The sequence below is a fragment of the Serratia sp. BNK-33-b genome, assembly GCF_048684565.1.
Classification (GTDB): Bacteria; Pseudomonadota; Gammaproteobacteria; order Enterobacterales; family Enterobacteriaceae; genus Serratia; species Serratia marcescens.
In genome coordinates, this window is record NZ_JBLQTZ010000001.1 from 3322700 (window position 1) to 3349001 (window position 26302).

General features: G+C 58.9%; 24 protein-coding genes. 14 read left to right on the forward strand and 10 right to left on the reverse strand.

Annotation, left to right across the window (positions count from 1 at the left end):
* The first annotated feature begins 112 nt into the window (after positions 1-112).
* The 4 genes from ACMGGK_RS15935 (at position 113) to ACMGGK_RS15950 (ending at position 2316) form a co-directional block, all read left to right on the forward strand.
* Complete coding sequence (locus ACMGGK_RS15935; RefSeq protein WP_016928470.1) at positions 113-766, forward strand: carbonic anhydrase; 654 nt, start codon at positions 113-115, stop codon at positions 764-766.
* 20 nt (positions 767-786) lie between these two features.
* Entirely contained in the window at positions 787-1257 is a 471-nt protein-coding gene (gene cynS, locus ACMGGK_RS15940) for a cyanase (protein ID WP_004939029.1), read from the forward strand.
* A 233-nt stretch (positions 1258-1490) separates the two neighbouring features.
* On the forward strand, positions 1491-1748 hold the full coding sequence (locus ACMGGK_RS15945; protein ID WP_004939031.1) for a YjhX family toxin: 258 nt from the start codon (positions 1491-1493) through the stop codon (positions 1746-1748).
* Positions 1749-1809: 61 nt separating this feature from the next.
* On the forward strand, positions 1810-2316 hold the full coding sequence (locus tag ACMGGK_RS15950; RefSeq protein WP_033640897.1) for a GNAT family N-acetyltransferase: 507 nt from the start codon (positions 1810-1812) through the stop codon (positions 2314-2316).
* Between the two features lie 32 nt (positions 2317-2348).
* Here the strand turns inward: ACMGGK_RS15950 and ACMGGK_RS15955 are convergent, their stop codons facing one another.
* Both ACMGGK_RS15955 and ACMGGK_RS15960 read right to left on the reverse strand, forming a co-directional pair.
* The gene (locus tag ACMGGK_RS15955) at positions 2349-2846 is read right to left on the reverse strand and encodes an AAA family ATPase (protein ID WP_143778761.1); all 498 of its coding nucleotides are present in this window, start codon (positions 2844-2846) and stop codon (positions 2349-2351) included.
* 170 nt (positions 2847-3016) lie between these two features.
* Positions 3017-3913 (reverse strand): LysR family transcriptional regulator, encoded by an 897-nt coding sequence (locus tag ACMGGK_RS15960; RefSeq protein WP_176063489.1) that lies wholly within the window; start codon positions 3911-3913, stop codon positions 3017-3019.
* A 132-nt stretch (positions 3914-4045) separates the two neighbouring features.
* On the opposite strand from ACMGGK_RS15960, the gene ACMGGK_RS15965 reads away from it, so the two are divergent.
* Positions 4046-4777 (forward strand): isochorismatase family protein, encoded by a 732-nt coding sequence (locus tag ACMGGK_RS15965; RefSeq protein WP_049299837.1) that lies wholly within the window; start codon positions 4046-4048, stop codon positions 4775-4777.
* A 34-nt stretch (positions 4778-4811) separates the two neighbouring features.
* Here ACMGGK_RS15965 and ACMGGK_RS15970 read toward each other — a convergent pair whose 3' ends face one another.
* Entirely contained in the window at positions 4812-5159 is a 348-nt protein-coding gene (locus ACMGGK_RS15970; RefSeq protein ID WP_049299838.1) for an antibiotic biosynthesis monooxygenase family protein, read from the reverse strand.
* Positions 5160-5321: 162 nt separating this feature from the next.
* Between ACMGGK_RS15970 and ACMGGK_RS15975 the strand changes: the two genes are divergently transcribed.
* From ACMGGK_RS15975 to ACMGGK_RS15995, 5 genes are all read left to right on the forward strand, one after another.
* Complete coding sequence (locus ACMGGK_RS15975) at positions 5322-6005, forward strand: ArsR/SmtB family transcription factor (protein ID WP_143778758.1); 684 nt, start codon at positions 5322-5324, stop codon at positions 6003-6005.
* 74 nt (positions 6006-6079) lie between these two features.
* The gene (locus ACMGGK_RS15980; RefSeq protein ID WP_016928477.1) at positions 6080-6787 is read left to right on the forward strand and encodes a glutathione S-transferase N-terminal domain-containing protein; all 708 of its coding nucleotides are present in this window, start codon (positions 6080-6082) and stop codon (positions 6785-6787) included.
* 132 nt (positions 6788-6919) lie between these two features.
* Positions 6920-8347 (forward strand): alkaline phosphatase, encoded by a 1428-nt coding sequence (gene phoA / locus ACMGGK_RS15985; protein WP_016928478.1) that lies wholly within the window; start codon positions 6920-6922, stop codon positions 8345-8347.
* 461 nt (positions 8348-8808) lie between these two features.
* Entirely contained in the window at positions 8809-10389 is a 1581-nt protein-coding gene (gene mqo, locus ACMGGK_RS15990; protein ID WP_016928479.1) for a malate dehydrogenase (quinone), read from the forward strand.
* A gap of 205 nt (positions 10390-10594) precedes the next feature.
* On the forward strand, positions 10595-11053 hold the full coding sequence (locus tag ACMGGK_RS15995) for a helix-turn-helix domain-containing protein (protein ID WP_004939075.1): 459 nt from the start codon (positions 10595-10597) through the stop codon (positions 11051-11053).
* A 76-nt stretch (positions 11054-11129) separates the two neighbouring features.
* Here ACMGGK_RS15995 and ACMGGK_RS16000 read toward each other — a convergent pair whose 3' ends face one another.
* The 4 genes from ACMGGK_RS16000 to ACMGGK_RS16015 all read right to left on the reverse strand — a co-directional run bounded on the left by ACMGGK_RS16000 (position 11130) and on the right by ACMGGK_RS16015 (position 16102).
* Positions 11130-12170 carry a fimbrial protein gene (locus ACMGGK_RS16000; protein WP_016928480.1) on the reverse strand — a complete coding sequence of 347 codons (1041 nt, stop codon included), beginning with the start codon at positions 12168-12170 and terminating at the stop codon, positions 11130-11132.
* An 11-nt stretch (positions 12171-12181) separates the two neighbouring features.
* Positions 12182-14797 carry a fimbria/pilus outer membrane usher protein gene (locus ACMGGK_RS16005; protein ID WP_028127938.1) on the reverse strand — a complete coding sequence of 872 codons (2616 nt, stop codon included), beginning with the start codon at positions 14795-14797 and terminating at the stop codon, positions 12182-12184.
* A gap of 27 nt (positions 14798-14824) precedes the next feature.
* On the reverse strand, positions 14825-15508 hold the full coding sequence (locus tag ACMGGK_RS16010) for a molecular chaperone (RefSeq protein WP_016928482.1): 684 nt from the start codon (positions 15506-15508) through the stop codon (positions 14825-14827).
* Between the two features lie 66 nt (positions 15509-15574).
* Complete coding sequence (locus ACMGGK_RS16015) at positions 15575-16102, reverse strand: fimbrial protein (protein ID WP_004939088.1); 528 nt, start codon at positions 16100-16102, stop codon at positions 15575-15577.
* Positions 16103-16616: 514 nt separating this feature from the next.
* On the opposite strand from ACMGGK_RS16015, the gene ACMGGK_RS16020 reads away from it, so the two are divergent.
* From ACMGGK_RS16020 to ACMGGK_RS16030, 3 genes are all read left to right on the forward strand, one after another.
* Positions 16617-17333: an EAL domain-containing protein gene (locus ACMGGK_RS16020; protein ID WP_016928483.1), complete on the forward strand. Its 717-nt coding sequence runs from the start codon at positions 16617-16619 to the stop codon at positions 17331-17333.
* A 21-nt stretch (positions 17334-17354) separates the two neighbouring features.
* The gene (locus tag ACMGGK_RS16025; RefSeq protein ID WP_004939094.1) at positions 17355-17945 is read left to right on the forward strand and encodes a LuxR family transcriptional regulator; all 591 of its coding nucleotides are present in this window, start codon (positions 17355-17357) and stop codon (positions 17943-17945) included.
* 180 nt (positions 17946-18125) lie between these two features.
* On the forward strand, positions 18126-19751 hold the full coding sequence (locus ACMGGK_RS16030) for an FMN-binding glutamate synthase family protein (RefSeq protein ID WP_420278086.1): 1626 nt from the start codon (positions 18126-18128) through the stop codon (positions 19749-19751).
* 108 nt (positions 19752-19859) lie between these two features.
* Here ACMGGK_RS16030 and betA read toward each other — a convergent pair whose 3' ends face one another.
* The 3 genes from betA to betI all read right to left on the reverse strand — a co-directional run bounded on the left by betA (position 19860) and on the right by betI (position 23842).
* Complete coding sequence (gene betA / locus ACMGGK_RS16035) at positions 19860-21527, reverse strand: choline dehydrogenase (RefSeq protein ID WP_016928485.1); 1668 nt, start codon at positions 21525-21527, stop codon at positions 19860-19862.
* 225 nt (positions 21528-21752) lie between these two features.
* Positions 21753-23225 (reverse strand): betaine-aldehyde dehydrogenase, encoded by a 1473-nt coding sequence (gene betB / locus ACMGGK_RS16040; protein WP_016928486.1) that lies wholly within the window; start codon positions 23223-23225, stop codon positions 21753-21755.
* 14 nt (positions 23226-23239) lie between these two features.
* Complete coding sequence (gene betI, locus ACMGGK_RS16045) at positions 23240-23842, reverse strand: transcriptional regulator BetI (protein WP_004939107.1); 603 nt, start codon at positions 23840-23842, stop codon at positions 23240-23242.
* A 400-nt stretch (positions 23843-24242) separates the two neighbouring features.
* On the opposite strand from betI, the gene ACMGGK_RS16050 reads away from it, so the two are divergent.
* On the forward strand, positions 24243-26282 hold the full coding sequence (locus ACMGGK_RS16050; protein ID WP_004939112.1) for a choline transporter: 2040 nt from the start codon (positions 24243-24245) through the stop codon (positions 26280-26282).
* Positions 26283-26302: the final 20 nt, after the last annotated feature.

Sequence of the window (26302 nt, forward strand, 5' to 3'; positions counted from 1 at the left end):
CGCCCCAGCTATTAGTAAAACCTATAGCCGACATTATAAATGGGTCTTAGACCCTATAGCCAGAAGCGTTCATCATGCCGCCATCGCATAACGACACCCAATGGAGAAACGGATGAAAGAGGTGATTGAAGGCTTCCTGAAGTTCCAGCGCGAAGCCTTTGTTGAACGCACGGCGCTGTTTCAGCGGCTGGCGACCCGCCAAAACCCGCGCACCCTGTTTATCTCGTGTTCCGACAGCCGCCTGGTGCCGGAGCTGGTCACCCAGCGCGAGCCGGGCGATCTGTTTGTGATCCGCAACGCCGGTAACATCGTGCCTTCTTTCGGCCCCGAACCCGGCGGGGTGACCGCCTCGGTCGAGTACGCCGTCGCCGCACTGGGCGTGGAAGATATCGTGATCTGCGGCCACTCCGACTGCGGCGCGATGACCGCCATCGCCACCTGCCAGTGCCTGGATCACCTGCCGACGGTGGCCGGCTGGCTGCGTTACGCCGATTCCGCCAAGGCGGTCAATCAGGCTTATCCGCATGCCTCCGACGAGGCGCGGGTCGCGTCGATGGTGCGCGAGAACGTCATCGCCCAGCTCAACAACATCAAAACGCACCCTTCCGTCGCCCTGGCGCTGGATCAGGGCCGCCTGGCGCTGCACGGCTGGGTCTATGACATCGCCAGCGGCGCTATCGAGGCGCTGGACGGCGAAACCCGCCGCTTCGTGCCGCTCGCTACCCATCCCGAGGTGACCGCCACCCCGGCGATCGCCCGTTTTTAAGCCTACAATAAGGAGCTAACATGACACACTCTCTGCACAACGCCGCCCCGCGCGAAGCGCTCACCGACACCATCATGGCCGCCAAGATCCGCCATAACCTGACGTTCGAAGCGCTGGCCGAGGGCACCGGCCTCAGCCTGGCGTTTGTCACCGCCGCCCTGCTGGGGCAGCACGCGCTGCCGGAACCGGCGGCGCGCACGGTGGCGGCCAAGCTGGGGCTGGACGAAGAGGCGGTGCAGCTGCTGCAAACCATCCCGCTGCGCGGCAGCATTCCCGGCGGCGTGCCGACCGATCCGACCATTTATCGCTTCTATGAAATGCTGCAGGTCTACGGCTCCACGCTGAAAGCGCTGGTGCACGAGCAGTTTGGCGACGGCATCATCAGCGCCATCAACTTCAAGCTGGATATCAAGAAGGTCGCCGATCCGGACGGCGGCGAACGCGCAGTGATCACCCTGGACGGCAAATACCTGCCGACCAAGCCTTTCTGATTGGCCTTGCGCCGGCGGCCCGTGTCGCCGGCAAATTGACAGCCAACCGGCCATTGGCTACATTAACTGCGCTGAAACGCCGCCCTGGCGTTTTTCACTGCCCGAGGCCTGTATGTTGGAGATTGTAACCACCCGATAGTCGCTTCCTTGCCGTATGGCGAGGGACTCTGACGTATCCGACGCGCGTTTGCGCGGGGATGCGCGTATCTGGGGTTATTACAGGATCTCCCAACATGAACATTTCCAAAGCGGAACAACGCGTGCTGCACGTGTTGGCCAAAGGCGGCTATATCGCCTTCACCCGCAACGACGCCGGTCGCGTCACCCACGTCGAATGCTACACCCGCGAAGGGCTCGGCCTGGCCGACTGCTCGCTGGCCGTTTTCACCAAGCTCAAAACCAAACGCCTGATCCTCTCTCGCCAGGGGCGCCCTTATCGCGTCACCTTCGCCGGGCTCAAGGCCGTGCGGGCGCAGCTGGACAACCGTTAATCATCGATACCGGCCGGGCAGGCAGTCCGGTCGGTTCAGCGTTTTTAATCAGGATACAACCATGAACATCACGTTACGCCACGAAACGCCGGCCGACGTCGGCGCCATCACCACCCTGACCGCCGCTGCGTTCCTGCACGCCGAACACAGCAGCCACACCGAGCAGTTTATCGTCAATGCGCTGCGCGCGGCGGGAGCCCTCACCCTGTCGCTGGTCGCCGAGCAAAATGGCACACCGATCGGGCACGCGTCCGTCTCGCCGGTCGTGCTCAGCAACGGCGCCGCCGGGTGGTACGGGCTGGCGCCGGTGTCGGTGCTGCCGGCCTGTCAGAACTTGGGGATCGGCAGCCGGCTGATCCGCCAGCTATTGGCCGAACTGCAAGAACGGCATGCCGCAGGCTGCGTGGTGCTGGGCGATCCGAACTATTACGGCCGTTTCGGCTTCCAGGCGCAAAGCGCGCTGACCCTGCCGGGCGTGCCGCAAGACTACTTCCGCGCCATCGCCTTCCAGGGCGCGCTGCCGTGCGCGGAGGTCGCCTTCCACAACGCGTTTAACGCCGACGCATAACCCTGTTGCCGGCGCCGTCATGGCGCCGGTTTTCAGTCCCGTTCGCCATAACGTAAGACGGTCATTCCTTCCTCTTCCGCCGGGGGAACAAAGTACTGTGCCAGGCGCTCAAACTCCGCTTCGCTCAGTGTAAACGGGTGCTCGCCGCGCGCGTTTCTCAGCGTTATCCGGCTCAGGCACTGCGCATGGCTGGCGTCGAGAAAATGCAGGCAGTGCGCGACGCCGGCCTCCTCCGCCAACGCTTTGGCCCAACGCCGCCTGTCCGGCGTATTCATCGGGAAATCGAGCGCCACGGACCAACCGCCGCGCAGCAGCTGAACGAGGTGCCCGCCAAGCGCCCGCCGCAACCGGTCGGAACAGCGCGCATAGTCTTGCAGGCTGGCCATCTCCTGTTCATACAGCGTCGCCAGCCAAGCATCTTCGACCAGCAACAGCGTTTGCGGTTGCTGCGCCAAACGCTGCGCCAGCGTCGATTTGCCTGCGCCGGCCTTGCCGCACATCAGGTGTAAAACTGCAGGGTAGGTTTTCATGCCGTTCTCCGGCCGTTGCCGGAAGGGGATAAAAAAACCCGCCTTGCCGGCGGGTTTCTTATTGGCGACACACGCGCTATCCCACCACACGAAGCATGGTGATAATAATTTGCGCGAATGGGCGATAGGATCTTTTCATAACTAAGGAATATGACAACCGTGCGCCGTTGTCAATTCGCCGTCATCAATCCCTGTTCTCGCACAAACTCGGTGAATAAACTCACTTTCTGCTGCAGATGCCGGCGCGTCGGGTAAACCGCGAAAACCTGATGCACGTCGGCAATCTGTTCAGGGAACAGCCGCACCAATCTGCCGGCGGCGATCTCGGGATCCGCCACAAACGACGGCAGCGAACCGATGCCCAGTCCCGCCATCAGCATATCCCGCAGCATCAGGCTGTTGTTGGCGATCAGCCGGGGAGTGAACGTCACGCTCAGGCTCTCCTCGCCGGCGGTGAACTGCCACTGCCCCGGCTTTTCCGCCAGGGAATAGGCCAGACAGCTGTGTCGCTGCAATTCATTGGGCGTTTGCGGCACGCCGTGCTGCGCCAAATAGCCGGGCGCGGCGCAAATTCGCTGGTGCACGTCACCCAGCGCCCGGGCGCTGAGGGAAGAATCCGGCAGTCGGCGGCGAATGCGCAAGGAAATATCGAAACCGGCCGCCACCACGTCCAATACCCTGTCGTCCAGCGTCAGTTCCACCTGCAGCTGCGGGTAGCGTTGCATAAACGGCGGCAGCAGCGGCGACAGCACCGTCAGGCCGAACGAGAGCGGCGCATTGACCCGCAGCGTGCCGGAGACCTGCTGCGCGCTGGCGGCAACCGTCTGCTCCAGCGCGTCGAACTCGCCAAGCAACCGGCAGGCTTCCTGGTAATAGAGCTGCCCGGCTTCGGTCAGGCTCATGCTGCGGGTGGTGCGCACCAGCAACAGCGTCCCCAACCGATTTTCCAACTGCTTAATCTGCTTGCTCAACGCCGCCGGCGTGATCGCCAGATCCTCCGCCGCCTTATAGAAACTGTTGCGCTCAACCACGCGGCGAAAGGCGCGCATCGTCAGTAGCACGTCCATATTATGTCCTATGGGTTAATTATTAATTCAATAAAACACAGATTATTAACCTCAACAACCTCAGTAGACTTCATTCAACCGCTTCCCTGAGAGGGAAGTGAATTTAATCTACTGATAATCATGGAGTTAATAATGAAAAAGACCCTGTTCGCCCTGATGCTCGGTCTGAGCGCCGCCGTCGCCCCCGTCGCCGCGCTGGCGCAATCCCCCGCCGCCGATAGCCGCCAGGCGGGTTATGTGCAACCGCTGACCGCCGACAACAGCCTGTTGCTGCTGGTCGATCTGCAGGACATGTTCGGCATGACCATTTCCTCTATCGATCAAACCAATCTGGTGAATAACGCCGCTGGCATCGCCAAGGCCGCCAAGGTGTTCAACGTGCCGACCATTCTGGCCTCGGCCAACGCCAAAAGCTTCGCCGGGCCGGTATTCCAGCAGGTGACGCAGGCACGCCCGGACCTGCAGGTGTACGATCGCACCGCCATCAACGTCTGGCAGGATCGGCGCGTGGTCGATCTGATCAAACAATCCGGCCGCAAGAAAATCATCATCGGCGGATTGTGGACCGCCAGCTGCGTGATGCTGCCGGCGCTGTCTGCTCTGGGCGAGGGGTATGAAGTTTATATCCTGTCGGACGTCACCGGCGACATTACGCCAGACAGCCAAAACAACGCCATGCAGCGCCTGATACAGGCGGGCGCCACGCCCATCAACTGGGTGGCGTTGATGCTGGAATGGCAGCAGGACTGGAGCCGCAAAGCCACGGCGGGAGGCGTATTGCAGATCGCCCGCGACCACGGCGCCGCCTGGGGGATGGGCGCCAGCTACGCCGGGGCGATGAAGGTGGGCAGCGAAGCGAAATAACGGACGAAGAAAGCCCGCCGCCGGCGGGCTTTTTTCAGGTGCGGTGATAGCCACGGCTATCCTGCGGCGCCTGGTCGCGGCTCTCCAGCCCGTAGTCCCGCACCACCTCCGCCACCCGCAGCCGGTACTGCGCCAGCACCTCGCCACGGCCGCGCGCCTGCGCCGCCCGGTGCTGTTCGAGATTGCGCCACTGCTGCACCGCCACCTCGTCGCGCCAGAAGGAGAGCGACAACAGGCGCGCGGGATCGGCCAGGCTTTGAAAACGCTCGATGGAAATGAATCCGTCGATCTGCGCCAGCAGCGGCTTCAGCGCCGCCGCCAACTCCAGGTAGGTCTCCCGCTGCCCGTCGGCGGCCTGCAGTTCAAAAATCACGGCGATCATCCTCGTCTCCTCTCAACGGTAAAATTCCGGCACGCGCGCATTGTAAGAATGGCGCCCAACGCCCGCTCATCAATACCCAGCGAACGCAGACACACAGCACCAGAGTGCGATAACCACAGGTTAGCGATGGACGAGCAGTCATACTTCGTCTAATCTCGAAGTATGCATAACATCGAGATAGAAGATCGTTTAGCGGCGCTGAGCGCCGCCATCGCCGACCGCACCCGGGCGCGCATGCTGTGCCTGTTGATGGACGGGCGCGCCTACACCGCCACCGAGCTCAGCGCGGCGGTCGAGGTCGCCCCGTCTACCGCCAGCGCACACCTGGCGAAACTGCTGGAGCAGCGGCTGATTGCCTGCGTCAAACAGGGGCGCTACCGCTATTTCCGGCTGGCCGGGCAACCGGTGGCCGCAGCGCTGGAAGGCCTGATGGCGCTGGCGGGCGTGCCGCGCCCGTCGGTGAAGAGCAGCACGCCTACCTCGCTGCAGTATGCTCGCACCTGCTACGACCATATGGCGGGCGAGGTGGCGGTGAAGCTGCACGATCGGCTGCATGCGCTGAACTGGCTGACCGGCGAAGAAGACTACCGGTTAAGCGACGCCGGTCAGGCCGCGCTGACGCGGCTGGGCGTCGATTGCTCGCCCGCCCCCACCCGCCGCCGCTTCGCCTGCGGGTGCCTGGACTGGAGCGAACGCCGATCTCACCTCGGCGGCGCGCTGGGCGCAGCGCTGTTGGCCGTCTTTATCCAACGCGGCTGGATCCTTCGCCGGCTCGACAGCCGTGAGCTGCAGCTGACCCCCGCCGGTAAAAAAGCGCTGGCCGCACATTTTGACCTCACGGTGTAACCCGGCGACAGGGTAGTTTTACTGCAATACTCTAGGGGTACGCTTAAGCGACCCCGCCAACCCGAGGAGTTTCCATGCTCGATTCCACCCAATTCCCGATCGTCAAACGCTGGCCGGCTCAACATCCGGAACGGCTGCAGCTCTACTCTCTGCCGACGCCGAACGGCGTCAAAGTGTCCATCATGCTGGAAGAGATCGGCCTGCCTTATGAAGCGCACCTGATCGACATCGGCAACAACGAGACCTGGACGCCGGAATTCCTGGCGCTGAACCCGAACGGCAAGATCCCGGCGATCATCGATCCCGACGGCCCCGGCGGCCGGCCGCTGCCGCTGTTCGAATCCGGCGCCATTCTGCTCTACCTGGCGGAAAAGAGCGGCCGTTTCCTGCCGCAGGATCCGGCGCAGCGTTACGAAACCATTCAGTGGGTGTTCTTCCAGATGGCCGCCGTCGGCCCGATGTTCGGCCAGCTCGGTTTCTTCCATAAATTCGCCGGGCGCGAATATGAAGACAAGCGGCCGCTGGAGCGCTACAAAAACGAATCGAAACGCCTGCTCGGCGTGCTGGAAACGCGCCTGGAGGGCCGCGACTGGATCATGGGCGCGGAGTACACCATCGCCGATATCTCGCTGCTGGGCTGGGTGCGCAACCTGATCGGCTTCTATGAGGCGCGCGAACTGGTGGCGTTCGACAGTTTCCCCCGCGTCGCGCAGTGGTTGGAGCGCGGTCTGGCGCGGCCGGCGGTGCAGCGCGGGCTGGCTATTCCGGCGCGCACGGCCTGAGACGCCAAACGGGGTGGCCGCCGGGCCATCCCGCCTTTCGCTGTCATAAAATTGTCATCCCTCTGCTCTACTCTCCTTACGTAACAATTTGATGTTATTTATATTGTTGTATTACGACAAGGAGCTTACCCCATGCAACCTGCTGTATCCCTGCTCGCCGGCGCCGTGCTGTCCGCCCTGCTCTGTTCCTCCGCCATCGCGGCGGAAACCTCGGCCAATACCGATGGCCTGACCGAGCGCGCCGCGCGCGGCAACCTCGCCGAACCGGGCGGCGCCCGTCGTCTGGCCGGCGATCAGACCGCCGCGCTGAAGGCGTCGCTGTCGGACAAAACGGCGAAAAACGTGATACTGCTGATCGGCGACGGCATGGGGGATTCCGAGATCACCGCCGCGCGCAACTACGCTGAAGGCGCAGGCGGTTACTTCAAGGGCATCGACGCCCTGCCGCTGACCGGGCAATACACCCACTACTCGCTGGACAAGAAAACCCACAAGCCGGATTACGTGACCGATTCCGCCGCCTCCGCCACCGCCTGGACCACTGGGGTGAAAACCTATAACGGCGCGCTCGGCGTGGACGTGAACGGCAAAGATCAGCCGACGCTGCTGGAGATCGCCAAAGCGGCCGGCAAGGCCACCGGCAACGTCTCCACCGCCGAGTTGCAAGACGCTACGCCAGCGGCGCTGGTGTCGCACGTCACCTCGCGCAAATGCTACGGCCCGGAGGAAACCAGCGAGAAATGCGCCGCTAACGCACTGGAAAACGGCGGCCGCGGCTCCATTACCGAGCAGTTGCTGAAGACCCGCGCCGACGTCACGCTGGGCGGCGGCGCGAAGTCCTTCAACCAGCTGGCGAAAAGCGGCGAATGGCAAGGAAAATCGCTGAAAGATCAGGCGGCGGCGCAGGGTTACCAATGGGTGAGCAACGCGGATGAGCTGCAGGCCGTTACGTTGGCCAACCAGCAAAAACCGCTGCTGGGCCTGTTCGCCGACGGCAACATGCCGGTGCGCTGGTTGGGGCCGAAAGCCAGCTATCACGGCAACCTCGACAAGCCGGCGGTAACCTGCGAAAACAACCCGGCGCGCACCGCGGCCACGCCAACGCTGGCGGCGATGACCGAAAAAGCGATCGCGCTGTTGAAAGATAACCCGAACGGCTTCTTCCTGCAGGTCGAGGGCGCGTCGATCGATAAGCAGGATCACGCCGCCAACCCGTGCGGGCAGATTGGTGAAACCGTCGATCTGGACGAAGCGGTGCAAAAAGCGCTGGCCTTCGCCCGCGCCGACGGCAACACGTTGGTGATCGTCACCGCCGACCATGCGCACTCCAGCCAGATCGTCGCCGCCGGCGCCAAAGCGCCGGGCCTGACCCAGCTGCTGACCACCAAAGACGGCGCGCCGATGACCCTCAGCTACGGCAACTCGGAAGAAGAATCGCAGGGGCACACCGGCACCCAATTGCGCGTCGCGGCCTACGGTCCGCACGCCGCCAACGTGGTGGGATTGACCGATCAGACCGATCTATTCTTCACCATGCGCGATGCGATGGGCATCCAGTAACCGCCTTCCGCACGATGGCCGCCCGCAACGGCGGCCATTTATTATTGGTTACCGATAGGTATTTGTAATTTAACCGCAATTATTGTGTGATAACGAAATAACGTTTAATTGCGCGACAATTAACCCCCTAAAATAACGCGGTTATACGGCCTCTCCCCCCTCTTTGTTTATTACTGCGACAGCAACCGGCCTATTTTTGCTTATATTCATTTTTTTTAGTTACAAAAGTAGTTTTTAACATTCTCGCAAACAATAATACCCCGCCAGTAACGTGAACCGATCAATTTGCATCCGGACGGCCTGCAATAGTTCACTTTTCGTTAAATACCCTATTAACAAAAAGGCATTATCGCTGCCTATCGGCTCACGCCGGGCGGTCGGCTTCATTATTTTCCAGGGTAACTCCCGCTAAATTCTTTCACCTGCAATGAGTAGAATTTACACACAAGAGATTTAATTCAATGAGAAAATTACTCGTCCTGATTTTCAGTCTCAGCCTGTTTGGCGTTACGCAGCAGGCGGCGGCTGAAGAGAAGAATAAAACCGTCGACGTGGTGTTGATTGGCGGCGGCATCATGAGCGCCACCTTGGGTACCTATCTGCATGAGCTGGAGCCGACCTGGACCATCGACATGTATGAGCGCATGAACGGCGTGGCGGAAGAGAGCTCCAACGGCTGGAACAACGCCGGTACCGGCCACTCCGCCTTCAGCGAAATGAACTACACGCCGGAAAAAGCCGATGGCACCATCGACATCAGCAAGGCGGTGAAGGTCAACGAGTCTTTCGAAATCTCCCGTCAGTTCTGGTCTTATCAGGTGAAAAACAATGTCCTGAAAGATCCGAAATCCTTTATTAACAGCGTGCCGCACATGAGCTTCGTGTGGGGCGACGACAACGTCAACTTCCTGCGTAAACGCTACGCGGCGCTGCAGCACAGCACCCTGTTCCGCGGCATGGAATATTCCGAAGACCCTGCGCAAATCAAACAGTGGGCGCCCCTGGTGATGAACGGCCGCGATCCGGCGCAGAAAATCGCCGCGACCCGCATGCCGCTGGGTACCGACGTTAACTTCGGCGTGATCACCCACCAGCTGGTTGACGCGCTAAGCGCCAGCGACAAGTTCAAGCTGAACCTGAGCCACGAAGTGCGCGACATCAAACGCAACGCCGATCAGACCTGGAGCGTGACCGTTGCCGATCTGAACCGCGACGGCAAAGAAACCACCGTTAACGCCAAGTTCGTGTTCATCGGCGCAGGCGGCGCGTCCCTGACCCTGCTGCAGAAATCCGGCATCCCTGAAGCCGACGGCTACGGCGGCTTCCCTGTCGGCGGCCAGTTCCTGGTCACCACCAACCCGGCGATCGCCAACCAGCACCTGGCCAAAGTGTATGGCCTGGCCAGCGTAGGTTCGCCGCCGATGTCCGTGCCGCACCTGGATACCCGCATGCTGGACGGCAAGCGCGTGCTGCTGTTCGGGCCGTTCGCCACCTTCTCCAGCAAGTTCCTGAAGAACGGTTCGCTGTTCGATCTGATGCACTCGCTGAGCACCTCGAACCTGATGCCGATGACCCACGTCGGTCTGGATAACTTCGATCTGGTGAAATACCTGGTCGGCCAGCTGATGATGAACGACGACGATCGCTTCGCCGCGCTGAAAGAGTACTTCCCGGACGCCAAGCAGGCAGACTGGAAGCTGTGGACCGCAGGCCAGCGCGTACAGATCATCAAGAAAGACGCGGATAAAGGCGGCGTGCTGCAGTTCGGCACCGAAGTCGTCAGCTCTGAAGACGGCAGCATCGCCGCTCTGCTGGGCGCTTCGCCGGGCGCTTCCACCGCTGCGCCAATCATGCTGCACCTGATGGAAACCGTGTTCAAAGACAAAGTGGCAACGCCGGAATGGCAGAGCAAGCTGAAAGAGATCATCCCGTCCTACGGCCACAAGCTGAACGGCGATATCGAGATGACCAACAAGATCCGCGGTTACACCAGCAGCGTACTGGGTCTGAACTACATTGAAGTGAAACCAGAAACTAACTGATTTTCCGTCACTTCCTACTGAAAAGGCCGCTTTATGCGGCCTTTCTTTTATCTCCCTGCCATTCAAAGAGCATTTTTGGCCACCTTTTTACCCCCGGTTTACCCTTGCGTAACGGCGCACTCACGCCTATTATCAAAGAATATACTTGGATAATTAAGCTAAGTCACTGTGACCTGAATGTCGTTTTTGCGGGAGAACTAAAACCATGGATCGCGTCAATATCATTCACGATTTACTAGACTGGATTGAAACTCATCTGGATCAGCCGCTGCTGCTGGATAACGTCGCCGCCAAGTCGGGCTACTCCAAATGGCACCTGCAGCGCATGTTCCGCAGCACCACCGGCCACGCGCTCGGCAGCTATATCCGCGAGCGGCGCCTGTCACAGGCGGCGCAGGCGCTGCGCTCCACCCCACGCCCGATCCTGGATATCGCCCTGCAATACCATTTCGACTCTCAGCCTTCGTTCTCGCGCGCCTTCAAGAAACAGTTCGGCAAAACCCCAGCAGTGTATCGCCGCACCACCCGCTGGGACGTCGCAGAATGGCCGGCGCAGCCGATAGAAATGCAGGCCGAACCGCGCCATGATGCCCCTACGCTGCCCCGTTGGTACGCCGGCAAACCGCCGGAAGGCGTTTGCACCAGCTGGATGGGGCTGCGTTAATCAGCCCGGTATAAGGCACAAAAAAGGGTTCAGTTCGCGAGAACTGAACCCTTTCTTTTATTGACCAGGCACCGAATTATTTGAAGGTGACGTCAATATTCGCCGATGCGCTGAACGGCCCCACTTTCGGGTTGGTGCTCAACCATTTCAGGCTGGCCATAAAGTTCTTTTCAACGATGGTGCCGTTGACCAGGCCCAGATCGACCGGGCTGTTCATCATGATCGGCGTATTTGGCGTCGCCGCCTGCGAGATCAAAATACCGAAGCCGCTGTCGCTGGTCGGCAGGATCACGCTGTTATCCTGCAGCGGATAAGTGCTGCTGAAGCTGGCCTGCAGCGTCTCCCCCTGGCAGTCCTGTCCGGTCGTCGGATCGGACATATTGGCGGCCACCGAGAACGGCACCTGCTTCTCGATTTTGCCCACCACCGCATTCTGACGCGGGATAGTGCCGAAGTTCACCGTCGAACCGTTGTTGGCCACCACGGTGATTTTCGGGTTGCAGGAAATAAACTGAATGTTGCCCAGCCCGGAAATGTAGGCGTTAAAGTTGCTGTTCGGCGTGCCGTTCAAGCCGCCGACGCCATCAACCTGGAACACCGAGTACGAGTTGTTGTCGTTGATCTTGCCGCCGGCCGGCGGCGCCTTGCCGGTTGCTTTAATATAGATGGCGTAAGACACGGTTACCGTCAGCGATCTGGCCGGAGACAAACAACGGCTGCCCGAACGGCGGCATTCCGTGCCGGGACCGACGTCCTGACGTGCGCCTTTAGTCGGTTTGACATCGATCCCCTGATAAGTGACACCCACTTCGATCGAATTATGGATCTGACTCATCCGGGACTGCGGATCCCAGTACAGGTAGGCATTTTCCCCTTTCGGGTTGTTCCAGTCATCCGTACATTGGAAGGTCGAGGTAAAAGTCTGCGAACGCCACAGCAACGCGCCCGGCGCGGTATTGGCGGTCGACACCTTGATGGCTTTATCCAGCACGATATCCTGGCGAATGCTGCCGTTCTGCTTACACGACAGCGCATAGCTGCTCTGCGAAAACGCGCCCAGCGTGACCAGCAGCCCAGCCGCCAACCCGAGATTCTTGTGCTTTAACAAAGAAGACATATCCTTTCCTTTTACGGTTTTCCGCAGGTCAGCGAAAGTTCCTGATAACCCATCAGCTGTTCGGTCGCCGCTTTCAATTCCGGCACCACCAGTGAGCAGCTTTCGCCCGCGTCGTTGCCCCATTTCACCAGCAGGCGATCCCCTGCGGAAGCCCCTGAAATATAAATATCGCCGTTGGTACCGACAGTACCGTTGTTCTTGCCGTCCGCACTGAAGACGTTGGCGCCAATCGGCGGTACGCTGCCGTCGGCCATCTTGCTGTGTACCAACAGGCTTTGGCCCGTGTGCGTTTCAAACTTCACGCGGGTGATTGCGCCGTAAGTCGGCACCACGTCTCTCGCCGCCATCGGGATATCCAGGCCGTTGCCGATATCTTCGGTGCGCAGCGCCACGCGGTTATGGCGGTATGGCGACGCAGAGGTCATCACCGCGTAACCGAAGCGGTCGATGGCGACACCCGGTTGGTTTTCGATACGAACGCCCTTGGCGTCTTTGGCTTCCACCAGCACAAACGTATTCTGCAGCGGCTGGGTCAACGTCACGCCGCCGGAGTGTGCGACGATGCCGCCCGCCACGCCCAACGAAGACTGCTGATAATCTTTGCTGTAGCTATAACCGGCATTGATGGTCCCCATGCTGCCCTGATAACCGACGTTGGCCGAGCTGGTTTGGCCCGAATAACGATCATGACCGCTTTGCACCGCATAGTTCAAGCGGTTGTCATCCAGCGCGGTGCCGCTCAGGCCGGCGCTGTAGGTATTGCCGCTCTGCTTGCTGTGGCCGGCGTTGAAGCTGGCGGTCATGTCCGACGAATCCTTGCTGAAGAAGCTGAACGGAATCGATACGGTCAGGTTGACGCTGCGGTCTTTATAGCCGTAGTTGCTGCGGCTGTCCTGATAGAAGACGCCATAGCTGATATTTTTATAGCTGCTGTTGAAACCGGTTTGTACGGTGCGGTCTTCGCCGGATCCGCCCCAGTAAGACTGGTTGCTGACGTTGGCGTACAGCGTCGAATTACCGGCGATGCGCTGGTTGACAGACAGCTCAACACGTTGGCGTTTGTTGTTGAAACGGCTGGTGTAATAGCTGCGACGGCGAGATTCCGCCCAGTCCGGCACGCCCAGGTTGCGATCGTTTTGATCGTAGTAATCGTTACGGTAATAACCGTTCTCATAGCGTTCGCGCTCGGCAACCGCATCGGAGAAATCATAATAGCCGGAGGTCGAGTAACGGTAACCGGCAATGCGGAATTCCGTCCCCCAATCGTTGAGCGACTTGGAATACAGGAAACGGAAACTCTCCCCCTGCTTGTCATCGCCGTTCACCAGGTTGGTGTCGGAATAGGACATATCAAAAGAGACAGCCCCCCAGTTCCCCAGGTTTTTACCGAGGCCCACGACCGCTGAACGGTAGTTTTCCGCCACCAGCACGCCACCGTAAGGCGTGATGTCATACGCCATACCGTGCGACAAGGTGCCTTGGACAAACTTGGGCTGATAGCGGCTGGTGCCGTCGTGGTATTTACCGGCGGTCAGCTGATAGTTCCAAATCCCTTCGCGCAGCATGTTCGGCACCGAGGAGAACGGCACGACGAAAGAGGTTCTCGAACCGTTGGCTTCGATAACCGTCACGTCCAGGTTACCGCTCAGGGTGCTTGGGAAAATGTCCGTCAGCGCAAACGGCCCTGGCGGCACGTTGGTGCTGTAAATGGTATAGCCGTTCTGACGCACTTCAACGCGCGCGTTGGTCGTCGCCACACCGCGCACCACCGGCGCATAGCCGCGCTGGCTTTCCGGCAGCATGTCGTCGGCGCTGGACATCTGCACACCGCGGAACTGAATGCTGTCGAAAACATTGTTATTAGTGTTGGTCTGGCCGATCACCAGACGGCTGCGCAGAGAAACGATGTCCGTTTCCGCCCAGCTGGAAATGTTCTTCCAATGCGTACCGGCGCCCGACTGTTGGTTCAACGTCGAGTTGTTGCGCAGGCGCCAATCGCCAATATTGAGGCCATTATTAAGGCTCAGGAAGTAATAGTCGGAAGTCTTGTCGTTCTGGTTGTTGCCGTAGCGGTTATGAGTGCCGCTAAAGTTATAGTTAACAAAGCCGGCATTGATGCCGCGATCGTAAACTTTCGGCGAAATGGCGCCTTGCGGGCGCGGGATCAGAAACACCTGCGGCACTTCCAGATCCATACGCTGTACGGCGGCGTCATAGCTCAGCTTGGCGCCGGAGATCTGTTGTGGCAATGCGTAGCATTGCGCGGCACCGGCGGTGGTCAGATCGCCGGGCAGCTTTACGCCGTAATCCTGGTAGTCCACCGCCGTCAGGCACGGCGCTACCGGAGAGTCTTTGGATTCTTTCTTGAACTCGATTTCGCGGTGATCGATACGCTGCCCGTTGAGATAGATATCAAACGGATATTTACCCGGCAGAATATCATCCCCGCTGGCCAACGACGCCACCTGGGCGATATTGTCATCGCCATGGATGAAGGAGGTGTTGAACTGCTCCTCCGCCATGGCCATCTGTGAGAATGAAAAAGGCACAGCAGAAAAATAAATTACACCATTAATCAGCTTCACCAAACGTTTTGGCGCGAGGGTTGTTATTCTTTTGTGTGCCATTTCTTTCATTCCTTGAAGTGCTTCAAATCAATTCAGTGCGACGTTTTTAATCTCGGTGTGACCGCCATAGTCGTTGATATAGGTAAACGACATAGTGTTGGCTGATTGCGCCCCCTGAGGCAGGGAGATGCGAAGGCTGTCGTGTGGCTTGACCATGTCGGCGTTCACTTTCCAGCTCTTGCCGCCGCTCTTCAGGTTCAGCACGCCCAGCGTGACGAACAGCGGGCCATCGTTAGTCACGACTAAATTGCCGCCCTGGCGCTTCCACTTCAGCGCTTCCGCCTGCTGTTGCAGGTTGGTTTTCAACGAATCCGGGCGATAGAACAGTTTGATACGGGTACGGATCGCCACCTGCAGCACGTTATCTTGCTTAGGCGTTGGCGGAATTTCCTGTACGTTGACCCAGAGCAGAGATTCTCTGTCCTGCGGCAAACCGCTGCCGGAATAGATAAAACGCAAAATGGCGTCTTTCTTGGCAGCCAGCTTCAAAATGGGTGGCGTCACCACGATCGGCAAATTCTTAGGCATCTGGCTTGCATCGCCAGTATCCAGCCAGGTTTGCACCATGTAGGTATCGTCGCTGTCATTGCTGATTGAGAGCGATGCGGATTTACTTGCACTGTTATAGATGACACGCGTCGCATCAACCTGAATGCCGGCAAAGGCATTAACAGAGAATGCGAATAAAATACCAGTCAGAATTTTTTTCATCGGAATGTCTCAACTCTCAAAATTTAGCCATCCTTGGCCAATAACTCTATCTATCCTGCCAGCGAATTATTTGTATTCGATGGTGAAGGTAGCGTTAGAGTTTGCCTGACCGGCAGTTACCAGATCCTGGAAGGATTTGTAACGAGCGCGCAGGTTGAAAGTCGCAGCGCCTGGGTTATCGCCATCAGCAGCAACGGTTACGGTAGCTGGGGTAGCCACTTCCTGAGAGATTGGCAGAGTAGAACCGTTGTTATCCAGAATTTCAACGCCAACGCCAGTCGCGCCGCCAGTTACAGCCAACAGCTCTGGGTGGCCGGCTGGGGTGTTACCGTCGAAACGCAGGGTGTAGTTACCCGCTTCACATTTCTCCAGGCTGATATCGAAAGCTTTAGCACCGCTGGTAGAACCGGCAGTTGGGAAAGCGGTGGTAGGATATTTACCCAGGTAAACTTCTTTATTCTGGTCTTTATCAACAACTTTACAGGTGGACTGTACAATTTCACCGGTGAATTTAACGTTGCCGTTTGCTGCCATTGCGTTGGAAGCAGTTGCAGACAATACCAGGGCAGCCAAAGGCAATAATACTTTTTTCATTTCCAGCTCCATAGAACAATAAAATAATCGATTCAGTGGCGGGCTTATATATATATTGCCGCCACTGAGCATACACTCAGCGATAGCACTCCCTTGCTGAAAAGGAGCGTTGCCTCGATGAACTCATTGCCGGACGAAATATAGACTAAGCATATTCTTAATGTTAAATCGTTTAAAACATTCATAAGCCCCCTCTTGATAGGAATAAACTATCGGCGGATACCTATCGATCGATGTTGACGATTCATATGAATAGGAATAATCTGTGTTTGGGAAAGCTGCAGAGTTCAAGATTTTGCGTTAAGGCCTGAAAATCAGAATATTATCCCGAATATTTACATTTAGTAACATATTGCGACGTTTGGACTTTGGCACGAATTACGCGTTTAATGGTCTGTCGACACGTTTCGGCCATCCTGACGCTTTAAATAAGAAATTTACCAATAAACCTGGAGTAACTTTCTTTTTAACCATTAAAAATCAACAAGTTAAATATCAATCCAAGGATTGGGAAATGAGCGGTTCTTTCAGAGAGAAAAATAACGGCATTAATTATGTTTTTCAGCCAATGTTCGCGAAATCGGGACAATTGCTGGCCGTTGAATGTCTGTCTCGCTTTACGTTTAATAGCGAATACGCCCATTTTTCTCCTGAACAGTTCTTTCGTCACGCCGACAGCGCAACCCGGATTGAGATTTTGATGGATCAGATCAATCTGATCGATAAATACAAACACTGGTTTCATGAAAACCAAGTGATAGCCACTTTGAATGTTGACGATTATTCCCTGCAATCGCTGGCGAATACTCACTTTGCCGAAAGAATTAATGCCCTGCGCTGTATTCATTTTGAGATCAGCGAGAATTCAACCCGGCTGGTGAAAGATCGCGTGCACGGCGATCCGTCATTGAATAGTTATTCATTTTGGCTCGATGATTTTGGTTCTGGCTATGCGGGTTTTTCCGCGTTGTACAACAGCCAGTTCCGCTTCGTTAAGCTCGACCGTTTTTTGCTTTGGGACTTTATGAAAAAGTCCGGCGGCGAGGGCTTGATGCGCGCGTTACTGCGCTTCTTTTACCTTAATCATTACAAGGTAATTATCGAAGGAGTTGAAACTCCCGAACACAAGAAATGGCTGGATGAAATGCCATATTACGCACTGCAGGGAAAGCTGTGGAAGGAATCCAGCATCAAGGATTTGAACTCGCTTCTTACAGCTGAATACTTTTAACTCGGTATTGGTGTTTGCCCTATGTCTAAAAACAACGTTCTTGTGATTAGTGAGTGTAAGTACAGCTATGTTGGCCTGTCGGTGCTGCTGAAGAAACACTACGGCGCGTACGATATCCGCCTGTTTTCCGATTTCATGCATGGCGGCGCCAAAGCGGAGAAGATCACCAAGCACGATATCGCGCTGATTTTCACCTCGCAAAACCTGGAACAGAGCGTCAACGTGATAGAAAGCCTGGTGTCCCTGCACCAGCAATACAACAGCAAGACGCGCCTGCTGGTGTTCTATGACGACGAGCGCGTAGTGAAACTGCTGTCGATCCTGGGGATTTCCGTTGAGTTGGTTTCTACCCGCATTCCGCTTTATTCGCTGCAGGAAAAAATCCAGCGGCTGCTGGAAAGCAAGGAACCGGGCGGCATCCGGGTGCAGAAAACCCGCGAGCTCAGCCCGGCGGAAAGCGACGTGATCTTCAATCTGCTGCGCGGCGACAGCCTGCTGCACATTGCGGAAAAACGCGGCACGCACCCGAAAACCATCTTCTCGCAAAAATACAGCGCGATGAAAAAGCTGCGGCTGCGCAGCATGAGCACCATCTTCGTCGCCGGAAAATAAATATCTTGGCTTGTTGCGCGGCACGCCGCGCGGCAACCCCCTTCCGCCAGGTTAAATTAATGTAACAACCAGCGACAAAGCAGCAACAGACACACAACATCCTCTCCTGTTGGTTACGATTTGCACACGGATTATCCGTGAGTCATGTCGTGTGGATTAAAATAAACATCAGGAGATGTTATGAAGTCGTCCTTATTCAGCCGCTATACCTGCTTTGTGCTGAGCATCTTGCTCACCCTGGTTTTCTTGATCATGATGCACAACCATCCGTGGTTCTGGCTGCCGGCCCTGGCCTGCGGTTGCCTGATGGTGCTGGGTATCTACGATCTCACGCAGCAGCGCCACGCCATCTGCCGCAACTACCCGATCATCGGCCGCCTGCGCTTCTTCTTCGAGTTCATCCGCCCAGAACTGCGCCAGTATTTCCTCGAGCAGGATAATGAAGAGATCCCGTTTTCGCGCACCCAGCGCACGCTGGTGTATCGCCGTGCGAAAAATGAGATGGGTGACAAACCGTTCGGCACCCTGCTGGACGTCTACCAAACCGGCTATGAGTGCATCGGCCACTCCATGCGGCCGGTGGAAGCCGCCGACCCAACCAGTTTCCGCATCACCATCGGCGGTGCCGATTGCCGCCAGCCCTACTCCGCGTCGATCTTCAACATTTCGGCCATGAGCTTCGGCGCGCTCTCCGCCAACGCCATCCGCGCGCTCAACCTCGGCGCGGCCAAGGGTAACTTCTACCACGACACCGGTGAGGGCGGCATCAGCCGCTATCACCGCGAAAACAACGGCGACCTGGTGTGGGAGCTGGGCAGCGGCTATTTCGGCTGCCGCACCGCCGACGGCCATTTCGATCCGCGCCGCTTTGCCGAACAGGCGCAAAGCCCGCAGGTGAAAATGATTGAAATCAAACTCAGCCAGGGCGCCAAGCCGGGCCACGGCGGCATTCTGCCGGCGAAAAAGGTAGATGCGGAAATCGCCGCCACCCGCGGCGTGCCGGAAGGCGTGGATTGCATCTCGCCGGCCTCGCACAGCGCCTTCACCACCCCGCTGGAAATGATGCAGTTCATCCAACAGCTGCGCGAGCTGTCAGGCGGCAAACCGGTCGGTTTCAAGCTGTGCATCGGCCACCCGTGGGAGTTCGTCGCCATCGTAAAGGCGATGCTGCACACCCGCATCCTGCCGGACTTCATCGTGGTGGACGGCAAGGAAGGCGGCACAGGCGCCGCGCCGCTCGAACTCTCCAACTATATGGGCATGCCGCTGCGCGAAGGGCTGCTGTTCGTGCATAACACGCTGGTGGGCTGCGGCCTGCGCGACCAAATCAAGATTGGTGCCAGCGGCAAGATCATCAGCGCCTTTGACATCGCCAGCGTGCTGGTGCTCGGCGCCGACTGGGTGAACTCGGCGCGCGGCTTTATGTTCGCCGTCGGCTGCATCCAGTCGCAAAGCTGCCACACCAACCACTGCCCGACCGGCGTCGCGACGCAAGATCCGCTGCGGCAAAAGGCGCTGGTGGTGCCGAACAAGGCGGAACGCGTCTACCACTTCCATCAAAATACGGTGAAAGCGCTGGCGGACATGCTGGCGGCGGCCGGCGTCAGCCGCCCGGAGCAGCTGACCTCGCACCATATGCTGCGCCGCATCACGCCGACCGAGATCAAGGTGTACGCCGATATCTATTACTACCTGGAGCCCGGCGCGCTGCTGCAGCCGGAGATCAAAAGCGAGTTCTACGCCCGCATGTGGCGCATGGCGACGCCCACCAGTTTCGATCAGGCGATCTCGCTGCCGGCGGCATGATGGGATAAGGGATAAAAGAGAGTTGCCCCCTCGCCTTGGGGAAGAGCATATGGAGAGGGGTTGCTTGCTACGGCGGCCCTCCCCCTCAACGGCGAGAGGGCGTGTCGGTTACTGCTTGCGCACCGGCGCATCGCCGGCGACGTAGTAGTCGGCGGTGCTGCGCGGCAGCGGCGTGCGCTGGCGAATGCGATCGGCGATCTTCTCGGCGATCATGATGGTGGTGGCGTTCAGGTTGCCGGTGATGATCAGCGGCATGATTGACGCATCCACCACCCGCAATCCTTCCATGCCGTGCACCCGGCCCTGGCCGTCGACCACCGCCATTTCGTCTTCGCCCATCTTGCACGAGCAGGACGGGTGGAAGGCGGTTTCGGCGTGCTCGCGCACGAAGGCGTCCAACTGCTCGTCGGTCTGCACCTCCGGCCCTGGGCTAATCTCGCGGCCGCGGTATTCGTCCAAGGCCGGCTGCGCCATGATTTCGCGCGTGATGCGGATAGCGTCGCGGAACTCCTGCCAATCCTGTTCGGTCGCCATGTAGTTGAACAGAATGCTCGGATGCTGGCGCGGATCTTTCGATTTCACCTGCACCCGGCCGCGGCTCGGCGAACGCATCGAACCGACGTGCGCCTGGAAACCGTGCTCTTTCACCGCGTTGCTGCCGTTGTAGTTAATCGCCACCGGCAGGAAGTGATACTGAATGTTCGGCCAGGCGAACTCTGCGCGGCTGCGAATGAAACCGCCGGCTTCGAACTGGTTGCTGGCGCCGATGCCGGTGCCGTTGAACAGCCACTCCGCACCGATCTTCGGCTGGTTAAACCACTGCAACGCCGGGTACAGCGACACCGGTTTCTTGCAGGCGTACTGCAGGTACATCTCCAGGTGATCCTGCAGGTTTTCCCCCACCCCCGGCAGATCGTGCACCACGTTGATGTCCAGACTTTTCAGCAGCGCCGCCGGGCCGACGCCCGAACGCTGCAGAATTTGCGGCGAGGCGATGGCGCCGGCGCACAGCAGCACTTCGCGGCGCGCTTTGGCATGGGTCAGCTGATTGCTGTCGCCCTGCAGATAGTTGACGCCCACTGCGCGCTTGCCCTCGAACACGATATGGTCGGTCAGCGCATGGGTGACGATCTTCAGGTTCGGCCGTGAACGCGCCTGATCAAGATAACCGCGGGCGGTGCTGGCGCGGCGCCCTTTCGGCGTCACGGTGCGGTCCATCGGGCCGAATCCTTCCTGCTGGTAACCGTTCAGATCGTCGGTGCGCGGATAGCCCGCCTGTACGCCGGCTTCCACCATGGCGTGGAACAGTTCGTTGTTGCCGGCCTTCGGCGTGGTGACGCTCACCGGGCCATCACCGCCGTGGTAATCGTTCGGGCCGATATCGCGCGTTTCCGCCTTGCGGAAATACGGCAGACAGTCCAGATAGGTCCAGTCTTCCAGACCCGGCGCCTTGGCCCAGTTGTCGAAGTCCATCGCGTTGCCGCGAATGTAACACATGCCGTTGATCAGGGATGAACCGCCCAGCCCTTTGCCGCGGCCGCATTCCATCCGGCGGTTGTTCATGTGCGGCTCAGGATCGGTTTCATACGCCCAGTTATAGCGGCGGCCCTGCAGCGGAAACGCCAGCGCGGCCGGCATCTGGGTACGGAAATCCATCCGGTAATCCGGGCCGCCGGCTTCCAGCAGCAGGACGCTGACGTCGGCGTCTTCGGTCAATCGGGTGGCTAACACGTTGCCGGCGGAACCGGCACCGATAATGATGTAGTCAAATTCCATTCATTATCTCCTAAATATTCATATGCCTGAATGATGCGAATGGCTTGAATTCCGCATGCTGAATATATCAAGGCAGTTTTGGATGCAAAAAAGGATATATCCCCTATGGATTTCGAGTTACAGCTAGGCGGCAAGGGCGCAGAGCCCCAGGAGCTTACTCAAGTAAGTGACTGGGGTCTGCGCTCGCAGCCAACAACGCTGTAGCTGGAAAGACGACGGGGATAGTTAAAATACCGAGGCGTATTCGCCCAGCTCGACCTGCACCGATTTGATCTGGGTGTAGTGCTCCAGCGTGGTCAGGCCGTTCTCGCGGCCAACGCCGGACTGCTTGTAGCCGCCGACCGGCATTTCCGCCGCCGACTCGCCCCAGGTGTTGATCCAGCAAATGCCGGCTTCCAGTTGGTGGATCACGCGGTGCGCGCGGGCCAGATCGTGGGTCACCACGCCCGCGGCCAGGCCGAAGGTGGTGTCGTTGGCGCGGCGCACCACTTCCTCTTCGCTCTGGTAGCTGAGGATGCTCATCACCGGTCCGAAGATCTCTTCGCGCACGATTTCCATGTCGTCGCGGCAGTCGCTGAATACCGTCGGCGCCACATAAGCGCCCTTGCCGAATTCGCCGTGGGTGACGCGTTCGCCGCCGCACAGCAGGCGCGCGCCGCTGTTTTTGCCGCTCTCGATAAAGCGCAGCACCGATTCCATATGCGCGAAGCTGACCAGCGGCCCGAAGTTGGTTTGCGGATCGGTCGGATCGCCGAGGCGAATGCGTTTCACGCGCTCGAGAATTTTCGCCTCAAACTGCGCCTGCAGCGCCGCCGGCACGAAGACGCGGGTGCCGTTGGTGCACACCTGGCCGGAACTGTAGAAGTTGGCCATCATGGCGATATCGGCGGCGCGATCCAGATCGGCGTCGTCGAAGATAATCAGCGGCGACTTGCCGCCCAGTTCCATGGTGACTTCCTTCAGCGTCGAACCCGATGCGTTGGCCATCACCTTCTTGCCGGTTTTCACCCCGCCGGTGAAAGAGACTTTGGCGATGCCCGGATGGTCGGTCAGGTACTGCCCCACCTCCGCGCCGCTGCCGGTCACCACGTTGAACACGCCGTCCGGCAGGCCGGCTTCGGTGTAGATTTCCGCCAGCTTCAGCGCCGTCAGCGACGTGACTTCACTCGGCTTGAAAATCATCGCATTGCCCGCCGCCAGGGCCGGCGCGGACTTCCACAGCGCGATCTGAATCGGGTAGTTCCAGGCGCCGATGCCGGCCACCACGCCCAGCGGTTCGCGGCGTGTATAGACGAACGAGGTATCGCGCAGCGGGATCTGCTCGCCTTCAATGGCCGGGATCAGGCCGGCGTAGTACTCCAGCACGTCGGCGCCGGTGACGATGTCCACCGCGGTGGTTTCCGACATCGCTTTACCGGTATCCAGCGTTTCCAGCGCCGCCAGCTCATCGTTGCGCTCGCGCAGAATATCCACCGCGCGACGCAGGATGCGCGAACGCGCCATCGCCGTCATCGCCGCCCACACCTTCTGCCCGCTGGCCGCGCTGGCCACCGCACGATCGACGTCTTCAGCGCCGGCGGACTGGACTTCAGCCAGAACTTCACCGTTCGCCGGATTAATGGCGTTGAAGGTTTTTCCAGCGGTGCTGTCTACATAGGCGCCATGAATATAGAGCTTCTGCAAGCCAAAACGGGACATAGGATCTCCTTGAGTTAGCCTCCGGGCGGCGTTTGCCCCCGGAGTTGGAACGTGATGTATTCGGTCGTGAGCGCCAGCGCCTGCGCCTGATTGAACGCCGAACCGCGCAGCGCGCTGCGCAGCCACAGCCCATCGATCAGTGCCGCCAGCCCCTTGGCCGCCAACCGCGCCTGCGGCTGCGGCATGACGCGGCGAAACTCGGCGCACAGGTTGGAATAAAGCCGGCGGCCGTTCACCTGCTGCAGCCGGTTGAGCTGCGGCTGGTGCAGGCTGCTGGCCCAAAAGGCCAGCCAGGTCTTCATCGCCGCGCTGTTGATCTGGCTGTCGTCGAAGTTGCCGGCGACGATCGCCTGCAGCCGCGCCGCCGGGCTGTTATCGGTGAGCGCCTGCAAGCGCAATTTCACCGCCTCGCCCAGATGGCTGATCAGATAGCGCATCGTGGCTTCCAGCAGGCCGTTCTTGTCCTTGAAATAATGGCTGATGATGCCGTTGGAAACGCCGGCCCGCCGCGCGATCTGCGCGATGGTGGCGTCATGCATTCCCACTTCGTTTACCGCGGCGAGCGTGGCATCAATCAACTGCTGCCTTCTGATTGGCTGCATTCCTACCTTTGGCATATTTCGACTCTCACAAAACCGACTTCGGCCTTATCTCAGCGGGCAAATTTCACTGCCGTTTCGCCCGTGATTCAGGTCATCATGAGGACTATTAAACTTTTTTTTGATTGAACGTTCAATAAAAATTGCATATATTTTATTGCCGCCTGGTTAAAAATTTGTACTATCTGGTTGTGGAACTGGCTGATTTTTGTGAGGTAATTAACGAATCTGACCAAAATCAGTGGCTGTAAGCGGTTCCCGCCGCGAAGCGCTCCGGTGCTTCAGCAACAGGCGAAAGCGGCGTTACTCAGGCCATTCCCATGGGGATGGTCGCCGCCTTCATTCGCCCGTTTTCCGGCGGCGCCAACGCGCCCCGAAATGCGGAGCGGCACGATTTTACTCAGTTCAGAGGATGACGATGACAACACGCGAAACCTCCTCCAAACCGCAGCAGGACCGCCTCAACCCTGTGGTTTTCTTCACCTCGGCGGGGCTGATCCTGGCCTTCTCGCTGATGACCATCTTTTTCACCGACTTCTCCGGGCAGTGGATCACCCGCACGCTGAATTGGGTATCGACCACCTTCGGTTGGTACTACCTGCTGGCGGCGACGCTGTACATCGTGTTCGTGGTGTTTATCGCCGCCTCGCGCTTCGGTTCCATCAAGCTCGGGCCGGAACAGTCCAAACCGGAGTTCAGCCTGATGAGTTGGGCGGCGATGCTGTTCGCCGCCGGCATCGGCATCGACCTGATGTTCTTCTCGGTCGCCGAGCCGGTGACCCAGTACATGATGCCGCCGGAAGGCGACGCGCAAACGCTGGAGGCCGCGCGCCAGGCGATGGTCTGGACGCTGTTCCACTACGGCCTGACCGGCTGGTCGATGTATGCGCTGATGGGCATCGCCCTCGGCTACTTCAGCTATCGCTACAATCTGCCGCTGACCATCCGCTCGGCGCTGTACCCGATCTTCGGTAAGCGCATCAACGGCCCGATCGGCCACAGCGTGGACATCGCCGCGGTGCTCGGCACCATCTTCGGCATCGCCACCACGCTGGGCATCGGCGTGGTGCAGCTCAACTACGGCCTCAAGGTATTGTTCGAGATCCCGGAAAACCTGACGGTGCAGGGCTCGCTGATCCTGCTGTCGGTGATCATGGCCACCATCTCGGTGACTTCCGGCGTCAACAAGGGCATCCGCATCCTGTCCGAGCTGAACGTGCTGCTGGCGCTGGGTCTGATCCTGTTCGTGTTGTTCTTCGGCGACACCGAGTTCCTGCTCAACGCGCTGGTGCTTAACGTCGGCGATTACGTCAACCGCTTTATGGGCATGACGCTCAACAGCTTCGCCTTCGATCGGCCGGTGGAATGGATGAACAACTGGACGCTGTTCTTCTGGGCCTGGTGGGTGGCGTGGTCGCCGTTCGTCGGCCTGTTCCTGGCGCGCATCTCGCGCGGGCGCACCATTCGTCAGTTCGTGGTCGGCACGCTGATCATACCGTTCGTGTTTACCCTGCTGTGGCTGTCTATCTTCGGCAACAGCGCGCTGTACCAGATCATCCACGGCAACGCCGAGTTTGCTCAGGAAGTGATGCAGTTCCCGGAGCGCGGCTTCTACAGCCTGCTGGCGCAATACCCCGGCTTCACCTTCAGCGCCTCGGTGGCCACCATCACCGGCCTGCTGTTCTACGTCACCTCGGCGGACTCCGGCTCGCTGGTGTTGGGCAACTTCACCTCGCGCCTGGCCGACATCAATAATGATGCGCCGAACTGGCTGCGGATTTTCTGGTCGGTGGCCATCGGCCTGCTGACCATCGGCATGCTGATGACCGACGGCGTGCCGGCGCTGCAGAAAACCACGGTGATCATGGGCCTGCCGTTCAGCTTCGTGATCTTCTTCGTGATGGCCGGGCTGTATAAATCGCTGCGGGTGGAAGACTACCGCAAGGCCAGCGCGCTCAGCACCCTGGCGCCGGTGCCGGTCTCCAGCCACGACGTGCTCAACTGGAAACAGCGTCTGTCGCGGGTGATGAACTACCCGGGCACGCAGTACACGCAGAAAATGTTGGATAAGGTTTGCCGTCCGGCGATGCAGGACGTGGCGCGCGAGCTGGAGTTGCGCGGCGCGAAAGTGGAGTTCAGCGAAGTGCCGCCGACCGAAGACGAACGCCTGAACCACCTGGAGCTGCTGGTGCACCTGGGCGAGGAACAGAACTTCATCTATCAGATCTGGCCGATGCGCTACTCGGTGCCGGGCTTCACCTACCGCGCCCGCTCCGGCAAGTCGCACTACTACCGGCTGGAAACCTTCCTGATGGAAGGCACCCAGGGCAACGACCTGATGGACTACAGCAAGGAACAGGTGATTGGCGATATCCTCGACCAGTATGAGAAGCACCTGAACTTCCTGCACATTCATCGCGAAGCGCCGGGGGGCACCCTGACCTTCCCGGATATGTGACGGTCAATCAATAACGAGAG

Excerpts from the sequence above, each read along its gene's own strand:
- ACMGGK_RS15935 (WP_016928470.1), top strand. The coding sequence starts at position 113 with ATGAAAGAGGTGATTGAAGGCTTCCTGAAGTTCCAGCGCGAAGCCTTT.
- cynS (WP_004939029.1), top strand. The coding sequence starts at position 787 with ATGACACACTCTCTGCACAACGCCGCCCCGCGCGAAGCGCTCACCGAC.
- ACMGGK_RS15945 (WP_004939031.1), top strand. The coding sequence starts at position 1,491 with ATGAACATTTCCAAAGCGGAACAACGCGTGCTGCACGTGTTGGCCAAA.
- ACMGGK_RS15950 (WP_033640897.1), top strand. The coding sequence starts at position 1,810 with ATGAACATCACGTTACGCCACGAAACGCCGGCCGACGTCGGCGCCATC.
- ACMGGK_RS15955 (WP_143778761.1), bottom strand. The coding sequence starts at position 2,846 with ATGAAAACCTACCCTGCAGTTTTACACCTGATGTGCGGCAAGGCCGGC.
- ACMGGK_RS15960 (WP_176063489.1), bottom strand. The coding sequence starts at position 3,913 with ATGGACGTGCTACTGACGATGCGCGCCTTTCGCCGCGTGGTTGAGCGC.
- ACMGGK_RS15965 (WP_049299837.1), top strand. The coding sequence starts at position 4,046 with ATGAAAAAGACCCTGTTCGCCCTGATGCTCGGTCTGAGCGCCGCCGTC.
- ACMGGK_RS15970 (WP_049299838.1), bottom strand. The coding sequence starts at position 5,159 with ATGATCGCCGTGATTTTTGAACTGCAGGCCGCCGACGGGCAGCGGGAG.
- ACMGGK_RS15975 (WP_143778758.1), top strand. The coding sequence starts at position 5,322 with ATGCATAACATCGAGATAGAAGATCGTTTAGCGGCGCTGAGCGCCGCC.
- ACMGGK_RS15980 (WP_016928477.1), top strand. The coding sequence starts at position 6,080 with ATGCTCGATTCCACCCAATTCCCGATCGTCAAACGCTGGCCGGCTCAA.
- phoA (WP_016928478.1), top strand. The coding sequence starts at position 6,920 with ATGCAACCTGCTGTATCCCTGCTCGCCGGCGCCGTGCTGTCCGCCCTG.
- mqo (WP_016928479.1), top strand. The coding sequence starts at position 8,809 with ATGAGAAAATTACTCGTCCTGATTTTCAGTCTCAGCCTGTTTGGCGTT.
- ACMGGK_RS15995 (WP_004939075.1), top strand. The coding sequence starts at position 10,595 with ATGGATCGCGTCAATATCATTCACGATTTACTAGACTGGATTGAAACT.
- ACMGGK_RS16000 (WP_016928480.1), bottom strand. The coding sequence starts at position 12,170 with ATGTCTTCTTTGTTAAAGCACAAGAATCTCGGGTTGGCGGCTGGGCTG.
- ACMGGK_RS16005 (WP_028127938.1), bottom strand. The coding sequence starts at position 14,797 with ATGGCACACAAAAGAATAACAACCCTCGCGCCAAAACGTTTGGTGAAG.
- ACMGGK_RS16010 (WP_016928482.1), bottom strand. The coding sequence starts at position 15,508 with ATGAAAAAAATTCTGACTGGTATTTTATTCGCATTCTCTGTTAATGCC.
- ACMGGK_RS16015 (WP_004939088.1), bottom strand. The coding sequence starts at position 16,102 with ATGAAAAAAGTATTATTGCCTTTGGCTGCCCTGGTATTGTCTGCAACT.
- ACMGGK_RS16020 (WP_016928483.1), top strand. The coding sequence starts at position 16,617 with ATGAGCGGTTCTTTCAGAGAGAAAAATAACGGCATTAATTATGTTTTT.
- ACMGGK_RS16025 (WP_004939094.1), top strand. The coding sequence starts at position 17,355 with ATGTCTAAAAACAACGTTCTTGTGATTAGTGAGTGTAAGTACAGCTAT.
- ACMGGK_RS16030 (WP_420278086.1), top strand. The coding sequence starts at position 18,126 with ATGAAGTCGTCCTTATTCAGCCGCTATACCTGCTTTGTGCTGAGCATC.
- betA (WP_016928485.1), bottom strand. The coding sequence starts at position 21,527 with ATGGAATTTGACTACATCATTATCGGTGCCGGTTCCGCCGGCAACGTG.
- betB (WP_016928486.1), bottom strand. The coding sequence starts at position 23,225 with ATGTCCCGTTTTGGCTTGCAGAAGCTCTATATTCATGGCGCCTATGTA.
- betI (WP_004939107.1), bottom strand. The coding sequence starts at position 23,842 with ATGCCAAAGGTAGGAATGCAGCCAATCAGAAGGCAGCAGTTGATTGAT.
- ACMGGK_RS16050 (WP_004939112.1), top strand. The coding sequence starts at position 24,243 with ATGACAACACGCGAAACCTCCTCCAAACCGCAGCAGGACCGCCTCAAC.